Origin of the sequence: Mycobacterium vicinigordonae (assembly GCF_013466425.1) — a bacterium.
Classification (GTDB): Bacteria; Actinomycetota; Actinomycetes; order Mycobacteriales; family Mycobacteriaceae; genus Mycobacterium; species Mycobacterium vicinigordonae.
The window spans coordinates 2,686,366-2,703,145 of sequence record NZ_CP059165.1; the positions used below are offsets into that span (position 1 = coordinate 2,686,366).

The 16,780-nt window shown below is 66.5% G+C and carries 16 protein-coding genes; 12 read left to right on the plus strand and 4 right to left on the minus strand.

Annotated features, from left to right (window positions below; translation table 11 throughout):
* The first annotated feature begins 43 nt into the window (after nt 1-43).
* The 5 genes from H0P51_RS12395 (at nt 44) to H0P51_RS12415 (ending at nt 4,727) form a co-directional block, all read left to right on the plus strand.
* Nucleotides 44-955: a DUF58 domain-containing protein gene (locus tag H0P51_RS12395; protein WP_425489046.1), complete on the plus strand. Its 912-nt coding sequence runs from the start codon at nt 44-46 to the stop codon at nt 953-955.
* Between the two features lie 28 nt (nt 956-983).
* Nucleotides 984-1,991: a VWA domain-containing protein gene (locus H0P51_RS12400; protein ID WP_180918339.1), complete on the plus strand. Its 1,008-nt coding sequence runs from the start codon at nt 984-986 to the stop codon at nt 1,989-1,991.
* 125 nt (nt 1,992-2,116) lie between these two features.
* Nucleotides 2,117-2,884, plus strand: a complete 768-nt coding sequence (gene fabG1 / locus H0P51_RS12405; RefSeq protein WP_180918340.1) for a 3-oxoacyl-ACP reductase FabG1 — start codon at nt 2,117-2,119, stop codon at nt 2,882-2,884.
* 22 nt (nt 2,885-2,906) lie between these two features.
* Nucleotides 2,907-3,716: an NADH-dependent enoyl-ACP reductase InhA gene (inhA, locus tag H0P51_RS12410; RefSeq protein ID WP_180918341.1), complete on the plus strand. Its 810-nt coding sequence runs from the start codon at nt 2,907-2,909 to the stop codon at nt 3,714-3,716.
* A 6-nt stretch (nt 3,717-3,722) separates the two neighbouring features.
* Nucleotides 3,723-4,727, plus strand: coding sequence for a ferrochelatase (locus H0P51_RS12415; RefSeq protein ID WP_180918342.1), 1,005 nt, complete (start codon nt 3,723-3,725; stop codon nt 4,725-4,727).
* Here the strand turns inward: H0P51_RS12415 and H0P51_RS12420 are convergent.
* A complete protein-coding gene (locus tag H0P51_RS12420; RefSeq protein WP_180918343.1) occupies nt 4,724-5,629 on the minus strand; it encodes a hypothetical protein in 906 nt (301 codons plus the stop codon). The genes H0P51_RS12415 and H0P51_RS12420 overlap by 4 nt on opposite strands.
* Nucleotides 5,630-5,696: 67 nt before the next feature.
* Here H0P51_RS12420 and H0P51_RS12425 point away from each other — a divergent pair, with 67 nt between their 5' ends.
* The 3 genes from H0P51_RS12425 to H0P51_RS12435 are packed head-to-tail and all read left to right on the plus strand — an operon-like array spanning nt 5,697 to nt 7,641.
* Nucleotides 5,697-6,131: an NfeD family protein gene (locus tag H0P51_RS12425; protein ID WP_180918344.1), complete on the plus strand. Its 435-nt coding sequence runs from the start codon at nt 5,697-5,699 to the stop codon at nt 6,129-6,131.
* A gap of 13 nt (nt 6,132-6,144) precedes the next feature.
* Nucleotides 6,145-7,272 (plus strand): SPFH domain-containing protein, encoded by a 1,128-nt coding sequence (locus tag H0P51_RS12430; RefSeq protein ID WP_246398583.1) that lies wholly within the window; start codon nt 6,145-6,147, stop codon nt 7,270-7,272.
* A 9-nt stretch (nt 7,273-7,281) separates the two neighbouring features.
* Nucleotides 7,282-7,641, plus strand: coding sequence for a DoxX family protein (locus tag H0P51_RS12435; RefSeq protein ID WP_180918345.1), 360 nt, complete (start codon nt 7,282-7,284; stop codon nt 7,639-7,641).
* 181 nt (nt 7,642-7,822) lie between these two features.
* On the opposite strand, the gene H0P51_RS12440 is transcribed toward H0P51_RS12435, so the two are convergent.
* A complete protein-coding gene (locus H0P51_RS12440; protein ID WP_180918346.1) occupies nt 7,823-8,356 on the minus strand; it encodes a hypothetical protein in 534 nt (177 codons plus the stop codon).
* Nucleotides 8,357-8,527: 171 nt separating this feature from the next.
* Between H0P51_RS12440 and H0P51_RS12445 the strand changes: the two genes are divergently transcribed.
* On the plus strand, nt 8,528-9,238 hold the full coding sequence (locus tag H0P51_RS12445; protein ID WP_180918347.1) for a response regulator transcription factor: 711 nt from the start codon (nt 8,528-8,530) through the stop codon (nt 9,236-9,238).
* Nucleotides 9,232-10,707 carry a sensor histidine kinase gene (locus H0P51_RS12450; protein ID WP_425489047.1) on the plus strand — a complete coding sequence of 492 codons (1,476 nt, stop codon included), beginning with the start codon at nt 9,232-9,234 and terminating at the stop codon, nt 10,705-10,707. Before H0P51_RS12445 ends, H0P51_RS12450 begins: the two co-directional genes overlap by 7 nt.
* A 36-nt stretch (nt 10,708-10,743) precedes the next feature.
* Here H0P51_RS12450 and H0P51_RS12455 read toward each other — a convergent pair whose 3' ends face one another.
* Together H0P51_RS12455 and H0P51_RS12460 are read right to left on the minus strand one after the other, a co-directional pair.
* The gene (locus H0P51_RS12455) at nt 10,744-11,643 is read right to left on the minus strand and encodes a S1 family peptidase (protein WP_180918348.1); all 900 of its coding nucleotides are present in this window, start codon (nt 11,641-11,643) and stop codon (nt 10,744-10,746) included.
* A gap of 38 nt (nt 11,644-11,681) precedes the next feature.
* Nucleotides 11,682-12,455, minus strand: coding sequence for a TVP38/TMEM64 family protein (locus H0P51_RS12460; protein WP_180918349.1), 774 nt, complete (start codon nt 12,453-12,455; stop codon nt 11,682-11,684).
* Nucleotides 12,456-12,624: 169 nt separating this feature from the next.
* Here H0P51_RS12460 and mutA point away from each other — a divergent pair, with 169 nt between their 5' ends.
* A complete protein-coding gene (gene mutA / locus H0P51_RS12465; RefSeq protein ID WP_180918350.1) occupies nt 12,625-14,499 on the plus strand; it encodes a methylmalonyl-CoA mutase small subunit in 1,875 nt (624 codons plus the stop codon).
* Nucleotide 14,500: 1 nt separating this feature from the next.
* Nucleotides 14,501-16,765: a methylmalonyl-CoA mutase gene (gene scpA, locus H0P51_RS12470; RefSeq protein WP_180918351.1), complete on the plus strand. Its 2,265-nt coding sequence runs from the start codon at nt 14,501-14,503 to the stop codon at nt 16,763-16,765.
* Nucleotides 16,766-16,780 lie beyond the last annotated feature (15 nt).

A 16,780-nucleotide genomic window follows, 5' to 3' on the forward strand; every position in this document is an offset into this window, starting at 1 on the left:
GAAACCCGCCGCGGATAAGCCCGCGGTTCGTCATCCGCCGTCGATGATGCGCGGCACCATCGACGACCCAAAGTTGTCGGCGGCGCTGCGCACCCTCGAGCTGACGGTCAGCCGCAAGTTGGACGGCATCCTCCACGGCGACCATCTGGGGTTGATACCCGGGCCGGGCAGCGAACCCGGGGAGTCGCGCATCTACCAGCCCGGCGACGACGTGCGCCGGATGGACTGGGCGGTTACCGCACGCACCACCCACCCGCATGTACGGCAGATGATCGCCGACCGCGAGTTGGAGACCTGGCTGGTGGTGGACATGTCGGCCAGCCTGGACTTCGGCACGTCGACGTGCGAGAAGCGTGACCTCGCGGTGGCGGCCGCGGCGGCCATCTGTTACCTCAACGTCGGTGGCGGTAATCGGCTTGGTGCGCTGATTTCCAATGGCGCCAACACGATTCGAGTACCGGCGCGATCCGGCCGCGAGCACGTGCAGACGCTGCTGCGCACCATCGCGACCACGCCGAAGGCGCCGGTCGGGGTGCGTGGCGACCTGGCCGAGGCCATTGACGCGCTGCGCCGGCCGGAGCGCCGCCGCGGCATGGCGGTCATCATCAGTGACTTCCTGGGGCCCATCAACTGGATGCGGCCGCTGCGTGCCATCGCGGCGCGCCACGAGGTGCTGGCCATCGAGGTGCTCGACCCCCGCGATGTGGAGCTACCGGACATCGGCGATGTCGTGCTGCAAGACGCCGAGTCCGGAGCCGTTCGTGAATTCACCATTGATGCACAGCTGCAAACTGATTTCTCCAGGGCCGCGGCGGCTCACCGCGCCGACGTAGCCCGCACGATCCGCGGTTGCGGTGCCCCGGTCATGACGCTTCGTACCGACCGGGACTGGATTGCCGACATTGTGCGCTTTGTTTCCCATCGCCGGCGCGGGGCTATGGCGGGGCGCCGGTGACCGGCTGCTACAAGATGACGGGTCTGTTATGACGTTGCCGTTGCTGGGGCCGATGTCGCTGTCCGGCTTCGCACATTCCTGGTGGTTTCTTTTCCTGCTGCTCGTGGCCGGGCTGGTCGCACTGTATGTGGTGTTGCAGCTCGCACGGCAGCGGCGCATGCTGCGCTTCGCCAACATGGAGTTGTTGGAAAGCGTTGCGCCCAAACGTCCTTCGAAGTGGCGACACGTGCCGGCGATCCTACTGGTGTGTTCGTTGGTGTTGTTGACGGTCGCCATGGCCGGGCCCACCAACGATGTCCGGATTCCGCGGAACCGTGCGGTGGTGATGCTGGTGATCGACGTGTCGCAGTCGATGCGCGCCACCGATGTCGAACCGAACCGGATGGCCGCGGCTGAGGAGGCGGCCAAGCAGTTTGCCGGTGAGTTGACCCCGGGAATCAACCTCGGCTTGATCGCCTATGCGGGTACCGCCACGGTGTTGGTCCAACCCACTACGAACCGGGATGCGACAAAGGCCGCGCTGGACAAGTTGCAGTTCGCTGACCGCACCGCCACCGGGGAGGCGATCTTCACCGCCTTGCAGGCCATCGCCACCGTCGGCGCGGTGATCGGCGGAGGCGACACGCCTCCGCCGGCGCGCATCGTCTTGTTCTCCGACGGCAAAGAGACGATGCCGACTAACCCCGACAACCCGAAGGGCGCCTATACCGCCGCCCGCACCGCCAAGGACCAGGGCGTGCCGATTTCGACGATCTCGTTCGGCACCCCCTACGGCTTCGTCGAGATCAACGACCAGCGCCAGCCAGTTCCCGTCGACGACGAGACGATGAAGAAGGTCGCGCAGCTTTCCGGCGGTAACTCCTACAGCGCCGCGACGCTGCAGGAGCTGAAGCAGGTGTACTCGTCGCTGCAGCAGCAGATTGGGTACGAGACGATCAGGGGTGACGCGAGTACCGGGTGGTTGCGGTTGGGTGCGTTGGTGTTGGCGACCGCCGCGCTGGCGGCCTTGCTGATCAACCGCCGATTGCCGACCTAGCTTTTCTGGTGGCGCGAATGGCACCGGGTTGTGGGTTTCGGTAGCCGGGGGTGACGACAAAAACCCAAGGCGCGCCGTCGCGAGCCGATTTCGGCGCAACCACAGTGAGGCGATAGGTTGACGGGGTGACTGATACAGCCACCGATACAGCAAACGAGCCTGCCTCCGACGGCGCCAAACCCACATTCGTAGCCCGATCAGTCCTGGTCACCGGCGGTAACCGGGGCATCGGGCTGGCGATCGCGCGGCGGTTGGCTGCCGACGGACACAAGGTGGCCGTCACGCACCGCGGCTCCGGGGCTCCCGAGGGGTTGTTCGGCGTCGAGTGTGACGTCACCGACAGCGACGCCGTCGACCGCGCGTTTAAAGAGGTCGAGGAGCACCAGGGTCCGGTCGAGGTCTTGGTCTCCAACGCCGGCATCTCCGCGGACGCGTTCCTCATCCGAATGACCGAGGAGCGGTTCCAGAAGGTCATCGACGCCAATCTCACCGGAGCGTTCCGCGTAACTCAGCGGGCGTCGAGAAGCATGCAAAAGAAGCGCTTCGGCCGGATCATCTACGTGGGTTCGGTATCCGGCAGCTGGGGCATCGGCAACCAGGCCAACTACGCGGCGTCGAAAGCCGGCCTGATCGGTATGGCCCGCTCGATCTCGAGGGAATTGTCCAAGGCCAATGTCACCGCGAACGTGGTGGCCCCCGGTTATATCGACACCGAGATGACCCGCGCGCTCGATGAGCGGATCCAGAAGGGGGCGCTGGATTTCATCCCGGCCAAGCGTGTCGGCACCTCCGAAGAAGTCGCCGGGGTGGTCAGCTTCCTGGCGTCCGAGGACGCCAGTTATATCGCCGGTGCGGTCATCCCGGTCGACGGCGGCATGGGCATGGGGCACTAGGAACTAGGAGAGGGACGGACATATGGCAGGACTGCTCGAGGGCAAACGAATCCTGGTCTCCGGGATCATTACCGACTCGTCGATCGCGTTCCACATCGCCCGGGTCGCCCAGGAACAGGGCGCCCAGCTGGTGTTAACCGGATTCGACCGAATGCGGCTGATTCAGCGCATCGCCGACCGGCTGCCCGAGAAGGCGCCACTGATCGAGCTCGACGTGCAGAACGAGAAGCATTTGGCCAGCTTGGCCGAGCGCGTCAAAGCCGAGATTGGCGAGGACAACAATCTCGACGGCGTGGTGCACTCGATCGGCTTCATGCCGCAGACCGGTATGGGCATCAACCCGTTCTTCGACGCCCCTTACGAGGACGTATCCAAAGGCATTCACATCTCGGCGTATTCGTACGCCTCGCTGGCCAAGGCGCTGCTGCCGATCATGAACCGCGGTGGCTGCATAGTCGGGATGGACTTCGACCCTACGCGCGCGATGCCGGCCTACAACTGGATGACGGTGGCCAAGAGTGCGCTGGAATCCGTCAACCGTTTCGTGGCCCGTGAGGCCGGCAAGGTCGGTGTCCGGTCAAATCTCGTTGCCGCAGGGCCAATCCGGACATTGGCCATGAGCGCGATCGTGGGCGGAGCGCTCGGTGAGGAAGCTGGCGCCCAGATGAAGTTACTCGAAGACGGCTGGGACCAACGTGCCCCGATCGGCTGGGACATGAAGGATCCCACTCCGGTCGCCAAGACGGTGTGTGCGTTACTGTCGGAATGGCTGCCGGCGACGACGGGCGACATCATCTACGCCGACGGCGGCGCGCACACACAGTTGCTCTAGGGCGCAATGGATTTTGACGCTGTCCTGCTGCTCTCGTTCGGCGGGCCGGAGGGGCCGGAGCAGGTTCGGCCGTTCCTGCAGAACGTCACCCGGGGCCGCAATGTGCCGCCTGAGCGCCTCGACGAGGTGGCGGAGCACTACCTGCATTTCGGCGGCGTGTCGCCGATCAACGGCATCAACCGCGCGCTGATCGATCAGCTGCGAGCCGCCCAAGAGCTGCCCGTCTACTTCGGCAACCGCAATTGGGGGCCGTACGTCGAAGACGCAGTAAAAGAGATGCGCGACAATGGTATTCGTCGTGCGGCAGTTTTCACTACCTCGGCGTGGAGCGGCTATTCCAGCTGCACGCAGTACGTGGGGGACATCGCCCGGGCGCGCCAGGCCGCCGGCGACAACGCGCCCGACCTGATTAAACTGCGCACCTACTTCGACCATCCGCTGTTCGTCGAGATCTTCGCCGAAGCGGTGACGAATGCCGCCGAAAAACTGCCCCAAGCGCGCTTGGTATTCACCGCGCACTCCATTCCGATCATCGCCGACCAGCGTTGTGGTCCCAACCTGTACTCTCGTCAAGTTGCATATGCCGCAAAGCTTGTCGCGAAAGCGGTGGGCTACGCAGATTACGACCTGGTGTGGCAGTCGCGCTCAGGCCCACCGCAGGTTCCGTGGCTCGAGCCCGACGTCGGCGATCACTTGACCGTGCTGCACCAACAAGGTGTCAAGTCCGTAGTCGTCTGTCCCATCGGCTTTGTCGCCGACCACATCGAGGTGGTGTGGGACCTCGACCAGGAGTTGCGGCTGCAGGCCGAGGCGCTGGGGGTAGCCTTTGCCAGAGCCGCGACGCCCAATGCTGACCCTCGATTTGCCAGGCTGGCAACCGATTTGATCGACGAACTGCGCCAGGGCAGGGAGCCGGTACGGGTCGCCGGTGCCGACCCGGTCGACGGTTGCTTGGCCAGCGGCAACGGCGCACCGTGCCGTCCGCCGCATTGCGCGGCGAAACCCGGCTAGTCTGTCCAGGCCGAACTCAGGATCGCATCGACTGCGGCCATGCGCGCCGAGCGCACCACTGCGGTCAGCGGCCGGAGTGCGTCGGTGGCGATCCGGACCTCCGAAGATGATTGTGTCCCACCGAGTTCCGGTGCGGAGGTCACCCGGTCGGACGGCCGACTCGATCCGGCGCTGACCGCAATGATCGCATCGACATGCGCAGCGTTTTCTAGCACCCGCAGCGCGCGGGTGGGCGCATGATCGGGAACCCGGTGCTGGCGCGCGGATTCCAGCATCTGCTCGACGAGTCCTCGTGGATTGTCAACGTCGCTGGCAGATTCCAGACCCATGGCGCTTAATGCATCGGCGGCTGAACGCACTGCCGATCGCAGTGCGTATTCGGCCCCGCCGAGATCGTGACAGTCGTACGCCGGAGGACCGGGCAGCGAGTACACCATCCAGGTGAGAGCAAGCAGTTCGGGCTCGCCGCTTTCGGTGTCGTCGTCGGTGTCGCTGTAGGTGAAGTCGGGCACCAGGCCGATCGCGGTGTTTGGGTCGGTCGGATGGCTGATGATGACCGCCTCACCGGCAACCAGCGCGTCGCTCGCAAACTGTGTTCCGGCAAAAAGTCCGCGCACGTCGCCGGGCACCGGCAGCACCACGTTGATGGTGCCACGCAACGACGACGACGGCGCCGGCGAGCGCCCGACGGCCCCCCGCAGGGTCTGCAGTAGGCACACCGTCCCGGCGTCACTCACATCGGGCCAGGGCAATCCGGTGTGACCTGCCGCGACAGCGTCGTATGCGGCAACGGATTGCCTTGGCGCCCAGAGGGATAACGCGTCGAGAACGTCGTCGGGCGCAGCCTTTCCGGCGAGCCAGGCATTGGCCCACATCGACAGCGAGACACTCGGGCACCACATGGTCTCGCAGTGTAGTGGCTCGCCGCCGTTGACGTGGTTTGTCGGGGATCCCGCGTATTCTGTGCCCATGCCCGTCGCGCTGATCTGGCTAATCGGAGCGTTGGTTCTCGTCGGTGCTGAAGCGCTTACCGGCGACATGTTCCTGCTGATGCTCGGTGGGGGCGCGCTGGCCGCGGCCGGCGCCAGTTGGCTGACGGACTGGCCGCTGTGGGCAGACGGACTGGTGTTCCTGTTTGTCTCGGTGTTGCTGCTGGCTACCGTCCGGCCAACCTTGCGTCGTCGTCTGACATCGGCCAAGGCGCCGGTGATGGGAGTAAAGGCGCTGGAGGGCAAGAACGCGTTGGTGCTCGACCGGGTCGCCCACGACAACGGCCAAGTCAAGCTTGACGGTCAGGTGTGGACCGCGCGCCCGCTGAACGACGGTGACGTCTACGAGGCCGGTCAGTCGGTCACCGTCGTGCACATCGACGGCGCGACCGCGGTGGTCTTCAAGAACGCGTAGAGGAGGAATTTCGGTGGGTGTGACAGTGCTGGTTTTGTTGCTCGTGCTGGTGGGGTTCACCGTCATCATCGTGGCCAAGTCGGTGGCCCTGATTCCGCAGGCCGAGGCGGCGGTGATCGAGCGGCTAGGGCGGTACAGCCGCACCATCAGCGGACAGCTGACGTTGCTTGTGCCATTTATCGACCGCGTGCGAGCCCGGGTGGACCTGCGCGAGCGGGTGGTGTCGTTCCCGCCGCAGCCAGTCATCACCGAGGACAACCTGACGCTGAACATCGACACCGTCGTCTACTTCCAGGTCACCGTCCCGCAGGCGGCGGTGTACGAGATCAGCAATTACATCGTCGGTGTGGAACAGCTCACCACCACCACGCTGCGCAATGTCGTCGGTGGCATGACCCTCGAGCAGACGCTGACCTCCCGCGACCAGATCAACGCCCAATTGCGCGGCGTGCTCGACGAGGCCACCGGTCGCTGGGGCTTGCGGGTCGCGCGGGTGGAATTGCGCAGTATCGACCCGCCGCCGTCCATTCAGGCGTCGATGGAAAAGCAGATGAAGGCCGACCGGGAAAAGCGGGCGATGATCCTGACCGCCGAGGGCACCCGCGAAGCCCAGATCAAGCAGGCCGAAGGACAGAAGGCAGCACAGATCTTGGCCGCCGAGGGCGCCAAGCAGGCAGCCATTCTGGCCGCTGAGGCCGATCGGCAGTCCCGGGTGCTGCGGGCCCAAGGTGAGCGCGCAGCTGCCTATCTGCGGGCCCAAGGGCAGGCCAAGGCCATCGAGAAGACGTTCGCCGCCATCAAGGCCGGCCGGCCTACCCCGGAGATGTTGGCATACCAGTATTTGCAGACGCTGCCCGAGATGGCGCGCGGCGATGCCAACAAGGTGTGGGTGGTCCCCAGCGATTTCAACGCGGCGCTGCAGGGGTTCACCCGACTGCTCGGCAAGCAGGGCGAGGACGGGGTGTTCCGGTTCGAGCCCTCGCCGCCCGACGACACCGCCAAGCATGCCGCCGCCGACGACGACGCCGAGGTCGCCGACTGGTTCTCCACCGACACCGGCCCGGCCATCTCCCAGGCGAAGGCCACCACCGATGTCGTTGCCCGCAATCCGCTGGGTACCTCACCCGAGATTCGTCAATAGGATTGCGCAATGAGCCCTTTGACATCACCGAAGACCTATGCCGGCCTCGCCGCCTTCCACGCGGTAGATGCGGTGCTGTGTGCACTGCAGGTGCCACCGATCAAGAAGGCGTTGGACACCGTCGAATGCCCGGAAAACATCCGCCCGGTGTTTCCGGTGGTGAAGGTGGCGGCAGCGGTTGGGCTGGCCTCGGTGACCCGATTCCCGGGGTTGGCGCGGCTGACGACGGCAATGCTGACGCTGTATTTCATCTTGGCAGTCGGCGCGCATGTGCGGGTGCGCGACAAGGTCGCCAACACGATTCCAGCGGCGACCTTCCTGGCCGTTTTCGCGGCGATGACGGTGAAGGGCCCGGACACGGACGCTTAGTGTGGCCTCCGGATCCGGGCAATGGGCGTGTACTGAAGTTGGGTCCCAACGCATCCGACCTCAACGGGGTCGTTTCCCGGATTCGGCAGGCCCAGTGGCGTAGCGGTGGATGTGGCAGGCCGGTCTCAGCTCTGCGAGGGCGCTCAGGTGGCCCTGAGCGCCCTTGTGCAGAGTAAGGGCCTTAGCGCGGGGGAGTTGCCGACGCGCTCGGCGGCGGGGTCGGCGATGCCGGGGGCTGTCCCGGCCCAGGCCGTTGCTGTCCACCGGGTCCGCCGGGCGGCATAGGACCGCCCACCGGGGGCGGCCCAACGGGCAACGGAGGCGGCATCATGCCGGGCCCGCCCGGGCCCATGGGGGGAGCCATGCCCAACGGGCCGCGCGGTCCCGCCATAGGACCACCTGGCCCACCAGGGCCCGGGTAGCCGAAAGGCGCGGGCGGCCCAAACCCTGGTCCGGACGGCCCGAACCCCGGCCCGGCTGGCGCCGGGGGTCCTCCGAAAAACATCAGCAGCATCGCAGCACCCGCGGTGAGCACGGAGCCGACGAAGCCGCCCAACAAGCCGGCGCCGATCAGGACGCGGGTGGAGTGGCGTCGTTCCTCGGCCGCGGCGGGCGCCGCTGGCGTAACGGGAGCGGCGGGCGCGACGGGCGCCGCCGGGGCAGCGGGCGCGACGGCTGCCGGGTCGGTAGTCGGCGCGTGGTCGTCGGGGGTCATGTGACTCCTCGTGGTCGCTGGATTTGTTGGTAACTGCGACGGTAGAAGCCGAAGTTGAAGCGAATCTGAAGAAAGCAGGCCGGGCCGGGCGGTAAGCGCGCCGAGCGTAACGTCACGACGAAACCGGCCCGAAGTTCGCGGCCATGCCACGCACGCAACTAAGAAGGGATCATGACCGAAAGCCGTCCAGCGACCGACCAGTTCAGCGTCGGCGCACCCCGGGTGTTGGTGGTCGAGGACTCCGAAACGATCCGGGAAATGGTCAGCGAGGCGCTGGCCGACGTCGGCTACCACACCGACTCCCGTTGCGACGGAACGGGATTGGAAGAAGCCCTGGAGGGCCTGCGCCCCGACTTGGTGGTGCTCGACGTGATGCTGCCGGGCCGGGACGGATTCGAGCTGATCGACGTCATCCGCGAATGGGGCGATGTCGGGATCGTGATGATCACCGCGCGCGACGGCCTGCCCGACCGGTTGCGTGGCCTCGACGGCGGCGCCGACGACTACGTCGTCAAACCGTTCGAGCTCGCCGAGCTCGTGTCGCGGGTTGGTGCCGTGCTGCGCCGACGGGGACGGCTGCCCAAGGTGGTGCAGTTCGGCGACCTGCTGCTCGACGTCGACGCGGGGGTGGCCGCGCGGTCCGGGCATCCGCTGGACCTGACCGCCACCGAGCTGCGGCTGCTGGAATTCCTGGTCGAACAGCGCGGCCGGATCGTCAGCGCCACCCAGATCCTCAGCGCGGTATGGGGATACGACGCCTACGACCCTAACCTGGTGCAGGTGCACGTCAGCGGGTTGCGGCGCAAACTCGAAGCGCACGGTCCGCGGATCCTGCACACGGTCCGCGGTATCGGCTACCGGTTGCAGCCGCCGCGATCGTGACAGACCCGGTCACCGCCACCCCGTCGCTGCAGCGACGGGTGATTGTGCTGGTCGTGGCGCTTCTGGCGGTGCTGCTAGTGGTGCTGGGCGTCACGATCGACTTCATGCTCCGCACCCAGGCTGAGCGCAACCTGCACGACAGGCTGCTGGCCGCGACGTCCCGCGCTGACGCGCTGGTGGGTGTCAACACCCCGCCGGACCTGCTGGCCGCCCAACTCAACGGCGGCAGCGTGCGCGCGCTGGTGGTGATGGCCGACGGCGCCACCTACGGCGATCCCGGCATCAGTCCTGACACCAAAGCCGGTTCCACTGTCCCGCCGCCCCCGCCACCGCCTCCCCCTCCCGTGCCCGGCCCGATTGCGCCGGGCTTGCCGCCGCTGGCGTCCGGTGCGCCGCCGCTGCCCCCGCCGCCACCCATGCCGCCCGACTCGACCGCGACGGTCGTCGTCCACCCGTTGCCTGACGGCGCGCGGCTGATCCTGGTCGCCGATACCACCCAGACCACGCAGGTGACCCGCCAGCTCCGGCAGATCATGATCGGCGCGGGCCTGGCGACGCTGCTGCTTGCCGGGCTACTGCTGGTGGCGGTCAGCCGGGCCGCGCTGCGCCCGTTGGAGCGGCTGACCGCGCTGGCTAAGGACATCGCGACCGGCGATCGCGGCCGGCGGTTGCGGCCGTCTCGAGCCGACACCGAATTAGGACGTGCTGCAACGGCTTTCGATGTCATGCTGGATGCGCTCGAGGACTCCGAATTGAGGGCTCGGCAGGCCGCCGACACCGCGCAGCGCGCCGAAGCGGCGACCCGGCAGTTCCTGGCCGACGCCGCGCACGAGTTACGCACGCCGATCGCGGGCATCCAGGTCGCCGCCGAGCAACTTGCTGCCCACCAGACCGATGTAGAGGACGCTCAGCATCGGCGCGCCAGCCTGCTGCAATCCGACGCCCGTCGCGCAGGCAGGCTGGTCGCCGACATGTTGGACCTCAGCCGTATCGACGCCGGGTTGGTGTTGGATAGGCAGGACACCGACCTGGGCGCCACCGTCGACGCGGAGGTGCAACGGGCGGCGATGCTGGCCCCTCAGCTCTCGATCGTCCGCACCGGGCTGCCGACGCTGAATGTCGACGCCGACCCGACCCGGATCGCGCAGATTCTGTCCAACCTGCTCGACAACGCGCGCCGGCACACCCCAGCGGGCGGGGCGATCACCATCGACGTGAGTGCGGACAGTGCGGTTGCCGTCGTCACCGTCACCGACACCGGTCCGGGCGTTCCCGACGACGAGCGCTACCGCATCTTTGAACGTCTGGTGCGGCTGGACTCCGACCGGGCTCGCGACCACGGGGGTGCCGGACTGGGGCTGTCGATCGCACGAGCGCTGGCCCGTGCCCACGGCGGCGATCTGGTATGCGTGCCGCACGACGGCGGAGCGCGTTTCCGGTTGAGCCTGGAGCTGCCGCCGCGGATGTGATCGCGCCGCGAAATCGGGTAGCAGGCGAGGGACGCGTCAGCCGGTCACAATGCTCAAACCCCACTGTTCGAGCCACGGGCGCACCAGCTCAGCCACCGAAAATGTCGCCGCGGTCGAGCAGCCCGGATTGGGGTCGTTGGGGCGTCCGCCGCGGATGTGGATCCCGACGGCGACAGCGCCGTCCTTCTGGATCAGGTAGACCGGTCCACCGGAGTCGCCGCATTGGCTGGCCGCCAGGAACACCACCTTGCTCTCGGTGACTTCGGTGATCTGTCCGCATTCCACCCGGCCGGTTTTCATGCCGTATTTGCACAGCTGCTGCCCGATCTGCACGTTCTCAGCGACGCGCATCACTGGCATTGATGACTTGATCGAGGGTGTCTGCGGCAGCTTGTCGGCGTCGAGGGCGATCAGTCCGATATCGTGTTGTTCGCCGTAGGTTCCTTCGCTGACGGTCTGGTCGAAGGTTCCCACCGTCACGTAGGACTCGCCTGCGGAGTTGACGCTGACCTTGCTCGCTTCGCCCGGCTTGTTGCAGTGACCGGCGGTGAGCACTCCGGGCTGGCCGCTTTGGGCGCGAACCAAAAACCCTGCAGTGCAAGCCATCCCGCCGGTGCCGTCGGCGAAGCTGACGGCGATGGCGGTGCCCGGCCCGATGCTGGTCGCCGCAGGCAACAGGAAGGGGATGGCGATGGGCGGATCTTCAGGCCTGCGCACCGCCGTGCCTGGACCGGGCAGGAAAATGGCCACCACGAACGATGCCGCGCTGAGCAGCGCGAAGAACGAGAGCCGCCAGCTGTAGGTGCGCCGGTCGGAGCGGCGGGGCGCCGCAGCCAACGGCCAAGCGGCCACCGCCAGGCACAGCAACGCACCGATCACAAGCAAGATGGCGCGCAGCGACGCTTGCGGCGTCATGTGGGCGAGCGCACCGACCATGAGGTCGATCTTTCAGGCAAGGGCAGACGCGCTCAAACTCAAACCGAGCCGACAGGCTCTTGGTCGATGGCGGGGGCGGCGGTGCCAGCGGCATGGTGTGCCGCATGATGCTGCCGGTACTTGCGAATCTCGTAGACCAACCCGCACAGCCCCAGCGCGCCGGTGCACACCGACACCAGCACAAGCAGGGGATTGCCGTCCCCGGCGAACGCGTTGCCCAGGATCACCACCGCCGCGGTGCCAGGCAGCAGGCCGACGATCGTGGCCGACAGGTAAGGCATCACCCGCACCGCCGACGCACCGGCGGCGTAGTTGATCACCGCGAAGGGCACAGCAGGGATGAACCGCAGAGACAGGATGGCCAGCCAGCCGCGTTCGCGCAGCCGCTCGTCAAGTCGAGCCACCGCGCGTCGGCGATCCAGCCGATTGAGCCGCCAGCCGGTCGCACGTACCAGCAGCAACGCCAGCACCGCACTGGCCGTGCTAGCCGTCACCGCGATCGCCACCCCGATCACCGGTCCGAACAGCAGACCAGCGGCGATGGTGAATGCGGTGCGCGGGAACGGCGGCACCGTGACCACGGTGTGGACCAACCAGAATGCTAGCGGGAACCACGGCCCCACCGAGCGCGCCCAGTCGCGCATTTCGACGGCCGTGGGCAGCGGTACCAGTAACGCGACGGCCACCACGATTGTGATTCCCACCACGGTGACGACAAGTCGCGGTCGCGAAGCCTGCCGCAGCCCACCGCGCAGCGCGACGCCGATGCCGCGCACGGTATCGGTAGTTTTGCTGATTGCGGGGGTGGTCACGATTGCCAAGGGTACGGGGCGGCGGTGAATACCGAGTTTCCTTCGGCTGGCGTTTCGCCTCACAGAGCAGTGCGGCCGCCCGCAACGCGATTGCTGTTTTGCGGCGCTAATCAATTAGCCTAATTTGCAAGTCACATGCCCCAAACAACTGGGAAAACAGGAGCAGTCGGTGTCCATTGACGTACCCGAGCTGGCGGACCTCGAAGAGGTCCGCGGTCGTTGGCGCAGTGCGGTCGCCGGAGTGCTATCCAAGAGCACCCGGACCGACCCGGCCGAGTTGGGCGAAGAACCCGAGCAGCGGCTGGATACGCCGACCTACGACGGGTTTGTCATCCACCCGCTCTACACCGTGTTCGACGAGCTGCCCGAGCCGCCACTACCCGGCCAGTGGCCGTTTCTGCGGGGCGGGGACCCGACGCGCGACGTCAAGTCCGGCTGGAAGGTCGCCGAGGCGTTTCCGCTGCCCGGCCTGACCCCCGGTGAGGCCAACTCGGCGCTGTTGGCCGCCCTCGGCGAGGGCGTCAGCGCCCTGATGATCCGGGTAGGGAACGGCACAGTGGCGCCGTCTGACCTTGGGGCGCTGCTCGACGGGGTGTACCTGAGCATGGCGCCGGTGATCCTGGACGCCGGCGCTGAGTACACCGCGGCCGCTGACGCGATGCTGGCGCTAGTGGACGCGGTGGACGAGGACCAGCGCGCGACGGTGTCGGTCGACTTGGGCGCGGACCCGCTGACCGCGACGCTGAGCGACCGCAGCGCCCCGCCCGTAGTGGACGTCGTTGCCGTTGCTAGACGGGCTACCGGCAAACAGGGGGTGCGCGCGATCACCGTCGACGGACCCGCCTTCAACAATCTGGGCGCCACCGCGGCGTGGGAACTTGCCGCCACCATCGCCGCGGGAGTGGCCTATCTCAGGGTGCTCACCGAAGCGGAGTTGTCAGTCTCGGAAGCGTTGCGGCAGATCAGTTTCCGGCTCTCCGCCGATGACGACCAGTTTATGACGCTGGCAAAGATGCGCGCCGCGCGTCAGTTGTGGGCCCGGGTAGCCGAGGTGGCCGGCGATCCCGACGGCGGCGCTGCAATTCTGCACGCGGAGACGTCGCTGCCGATGATGACCCAGCGCGACCCGTGGGTGAACATGCTGCGCACCACACTGGCCGCGTTCGGTGCGGGGGTGGGCGGCGCCGACACCGTGCTCGTGTACGCGTTCGACGTGGCGATCCCAGGCGGATGGCCGGGTACGGCGACCAGCTTCGCGCGCCGTATTGCCCGCAACACTGAGCTGCTGCTGCTGGAGGAGTCGCACGTGGGCCGCGTGCTCGACCCCGCCGGCGGGTCGTGGTTCGTTGAGGACCTGACTAAGCAGCTCGCTGAGCAGGCCTGGCAGCATTTCCAGTCCATCGAGTCGCACGGCGGCTTCGTCGCGGCTGGCGATTTCCTCAAGGTTCAGCTGGACGAGTTGGCGGCGAAACGCGCCGACGACATCGCACATCGCCGCATCGCCATCACCGGCATCAATGAGTTTCCCAATCTCGCCGAAGCGCCGCTGCCGCAAGGTGCTTCGATGGGCCGCGCCGGGCAGGTCGTTAGGTACGCGGCCGAATTCGAGGCGCTGCGCGATCGCTCGGATGCCTATCTCGCCGAGCACGAGGCGCGCCCGCAGGTGTTGTTGTTACCGCTGGGTCCGCTGGCCGAGCACAACATTCGCACCACTTTCGCGTCGAACCTGTTGGCCTCGGGCGGTATCGAAGCGGTCAACCCCGGTACCGTTGACGCCGCCGGCGTAGCCCAGGCGGTCGAGGCCGCGAATTCGGCCGCCGCGAATTCGGCCAAGGTCGCGGTGGTCTGTGGCACCGACAAGAGGTACGCCGAGGAAGTCTCTGCCGTGGTGCAGTCCGCTCGTGATGCCGGCATCGAGCGGATATACCTGGCCGGACCGGAGAAAGCCGTCGCTGAGGCCGAGCACCGGCCTGACGAGTTTCTGACGATGAAAATTAATGCGGTGCAAACACTTTCCGATCTACTGACGCGATTGGGGGCCTAGTATGACCACCACAGTTCCGTCAATCGGTAGCTTCGCCGACATCCCCCTCGACGGCGACACGCCCCTGCACAAGCCAACCGAAGCCGACGTCGAAGCGCACATCGAGGCCACCGCGAAAGCACACTGGTACACCCCAGACCAGCTGATCTGGGAGACCCCGGAGGGCATCGATGTCAAGCCTGTCTACATCGCCGAAGACCGCAGCGCCGCCGGCGAAGAGGGCTACCCGCTCAACAGCTTCCCGGGCGAGCCGCCGTTCGTGCGCGGACCGTACCCGACCATGTACGTCAACCAGCCGTGGACCATCCGGCAGTACGCCGGGTTCTCCACGGCCGCCGAGTCAAACGCCTTCTACCGCCGCAACCTGGCCGCCGGCCAGAAGGGCCTGTCGGTGGCCTTTGACTTGGCGACGCACCGCGGTTATGACTCCGACCACCCTCGGGTGCAGGGTGACGTCGGAATGGCCGGCGTAGCAATCGATTCTATCCTGGACATGCGGCAGCTATTCGACGGTATAGACCTCTCGACCGTCAGCGTGTCGATGACGATGAACGGGGCGGTGCTGCCGATCCTGGCGCTGTATGTGGTAGCCGCTGAGGAGCAGGGGGTGCCGCCGGAGAAATTGGCCGGCACCATCCAGAACGACATCCTAAAAGAGTTCATGGTGCGCAACACCTACATCTATCCGCCCAAGCCGTCCATGCGGATCATCTCCGACATCTTCGCCTACACCAGCGCCAAGATGCCTAAGTTCAACTCGATCTCGATCTCGGGCTACCACATCCAAGAGGCTGGTGCCACAGCCGATTTGGAGCTGGCCTACACCCTGGCGGACGGTGTTGAATACATCAAGGCGGGCTTGGACGCCGGGTTGGACATCGACAAGTTCGCGCCGCGCCTGTCGTTTTTCTGGGGCATCGGGATGAACTTCTTCATGGAGGTCGCCAAGCTACGGGCCGGACGGCTGTTGTGGAGCGAGCTAGTCGCAAAGTTTGACCCCAGGAGCGCCAAATCGCTTTCCCTGCGCACACATTCGCAGACCTCCGGCTGGTCGCTGACCGCCCAGGACGTGTTCAACAACGTCGCCCGCACCTGCATCGAGGCGATGGCCGCAACCCAGGGGCACACTCAGTCGCTACACACCAACGCCCTGGACGAGGCGCTGGCGCTGCCCACCGACTTCTCGGCCCGTATTGCGCGTAACACCCAGCTGGTGCTGCAGCAGGAGTCGGGCACCACCCGCCCGATCGACCCGTGGGCCGGTTCGTACTACGTGGAGTGGCTGACCCACCAGCTGGCTTCCAGAGCCCGCGCGCACATCGAGGAGGTCGCCGAGCACGGCGGAATGGCCCAGGCGATCAGCGAGGGAATCCCCAAGCTGCGTATTGAGGAGGCCGCCGCGCGTACCCAGGCGCGCATCGACTCCGGGCAGCAGCCGGTGATCGGGGTGAACAAGTACCAGGTCGAAGAGGACCAAGAGATCGAGGTGCTCAAGGTTGAGAACAGCCGGGTGCGCGCCGAGCAGCTGGCCAAACTCGAAGAGCTGCGGGCGAATCGGGACACCAAGGCGGTCCAGGCTGCGTTGGCCGAGCTGACCCGCGCTGCCGCGGCGCATTCCGGAGCAGCCGGCAACGGAGATCACGACGGGCTGGCCAACAATCTGATGGCGCTGGCCATCGACGCGGCCCGGCACAAGGCCACCGTCGGTGAGATCTCCGATGCATTGGAGAAGGTGTACGGACGCCACCAGGCAGAGATTCGTACCATCGCCGGTGTCTACCGTGACGAAGTTGGAAAGGCCCCCAACATCGCTGAAGCCACTGAACTCGTAGAGAAGTTCGCCGAGGCCGACGGCCGCCGGCCCAGGATCCTGATCGCCAAGATGGGTCAGGACGGCCACGACCGCGGCCAGAAGGTGATCGCGACCGCGTTCGCCGACATCGGCTTCGACGTCGACGTCGGGTCGCTGTTCTCCACACCGGAAGAGGTAGCGCGCCAGGCGGCCGACAACGACGTGCACGTCGTGGGTGTGTCGTCGCTAGCCGCCGGGCATCTGACGCTGGTCCCGGCGTTACGCGACGCACTGGCGGAGGTGGGCCGCCCCGACATCATGATCGTGGTCGGTGGCGTCATTCCGCCGGGTGACTTCGACGAGCTGTACGAGGCGGGGGCGGCTGCGATTTATCCGCCAGGGACGGTGATCGCGGATTCGGCGATTGGTTTGCTGCATAAGCTCGCCGAGCGTTTGGGCTACGACCTGGCTTAATGACCGCCTACTCTG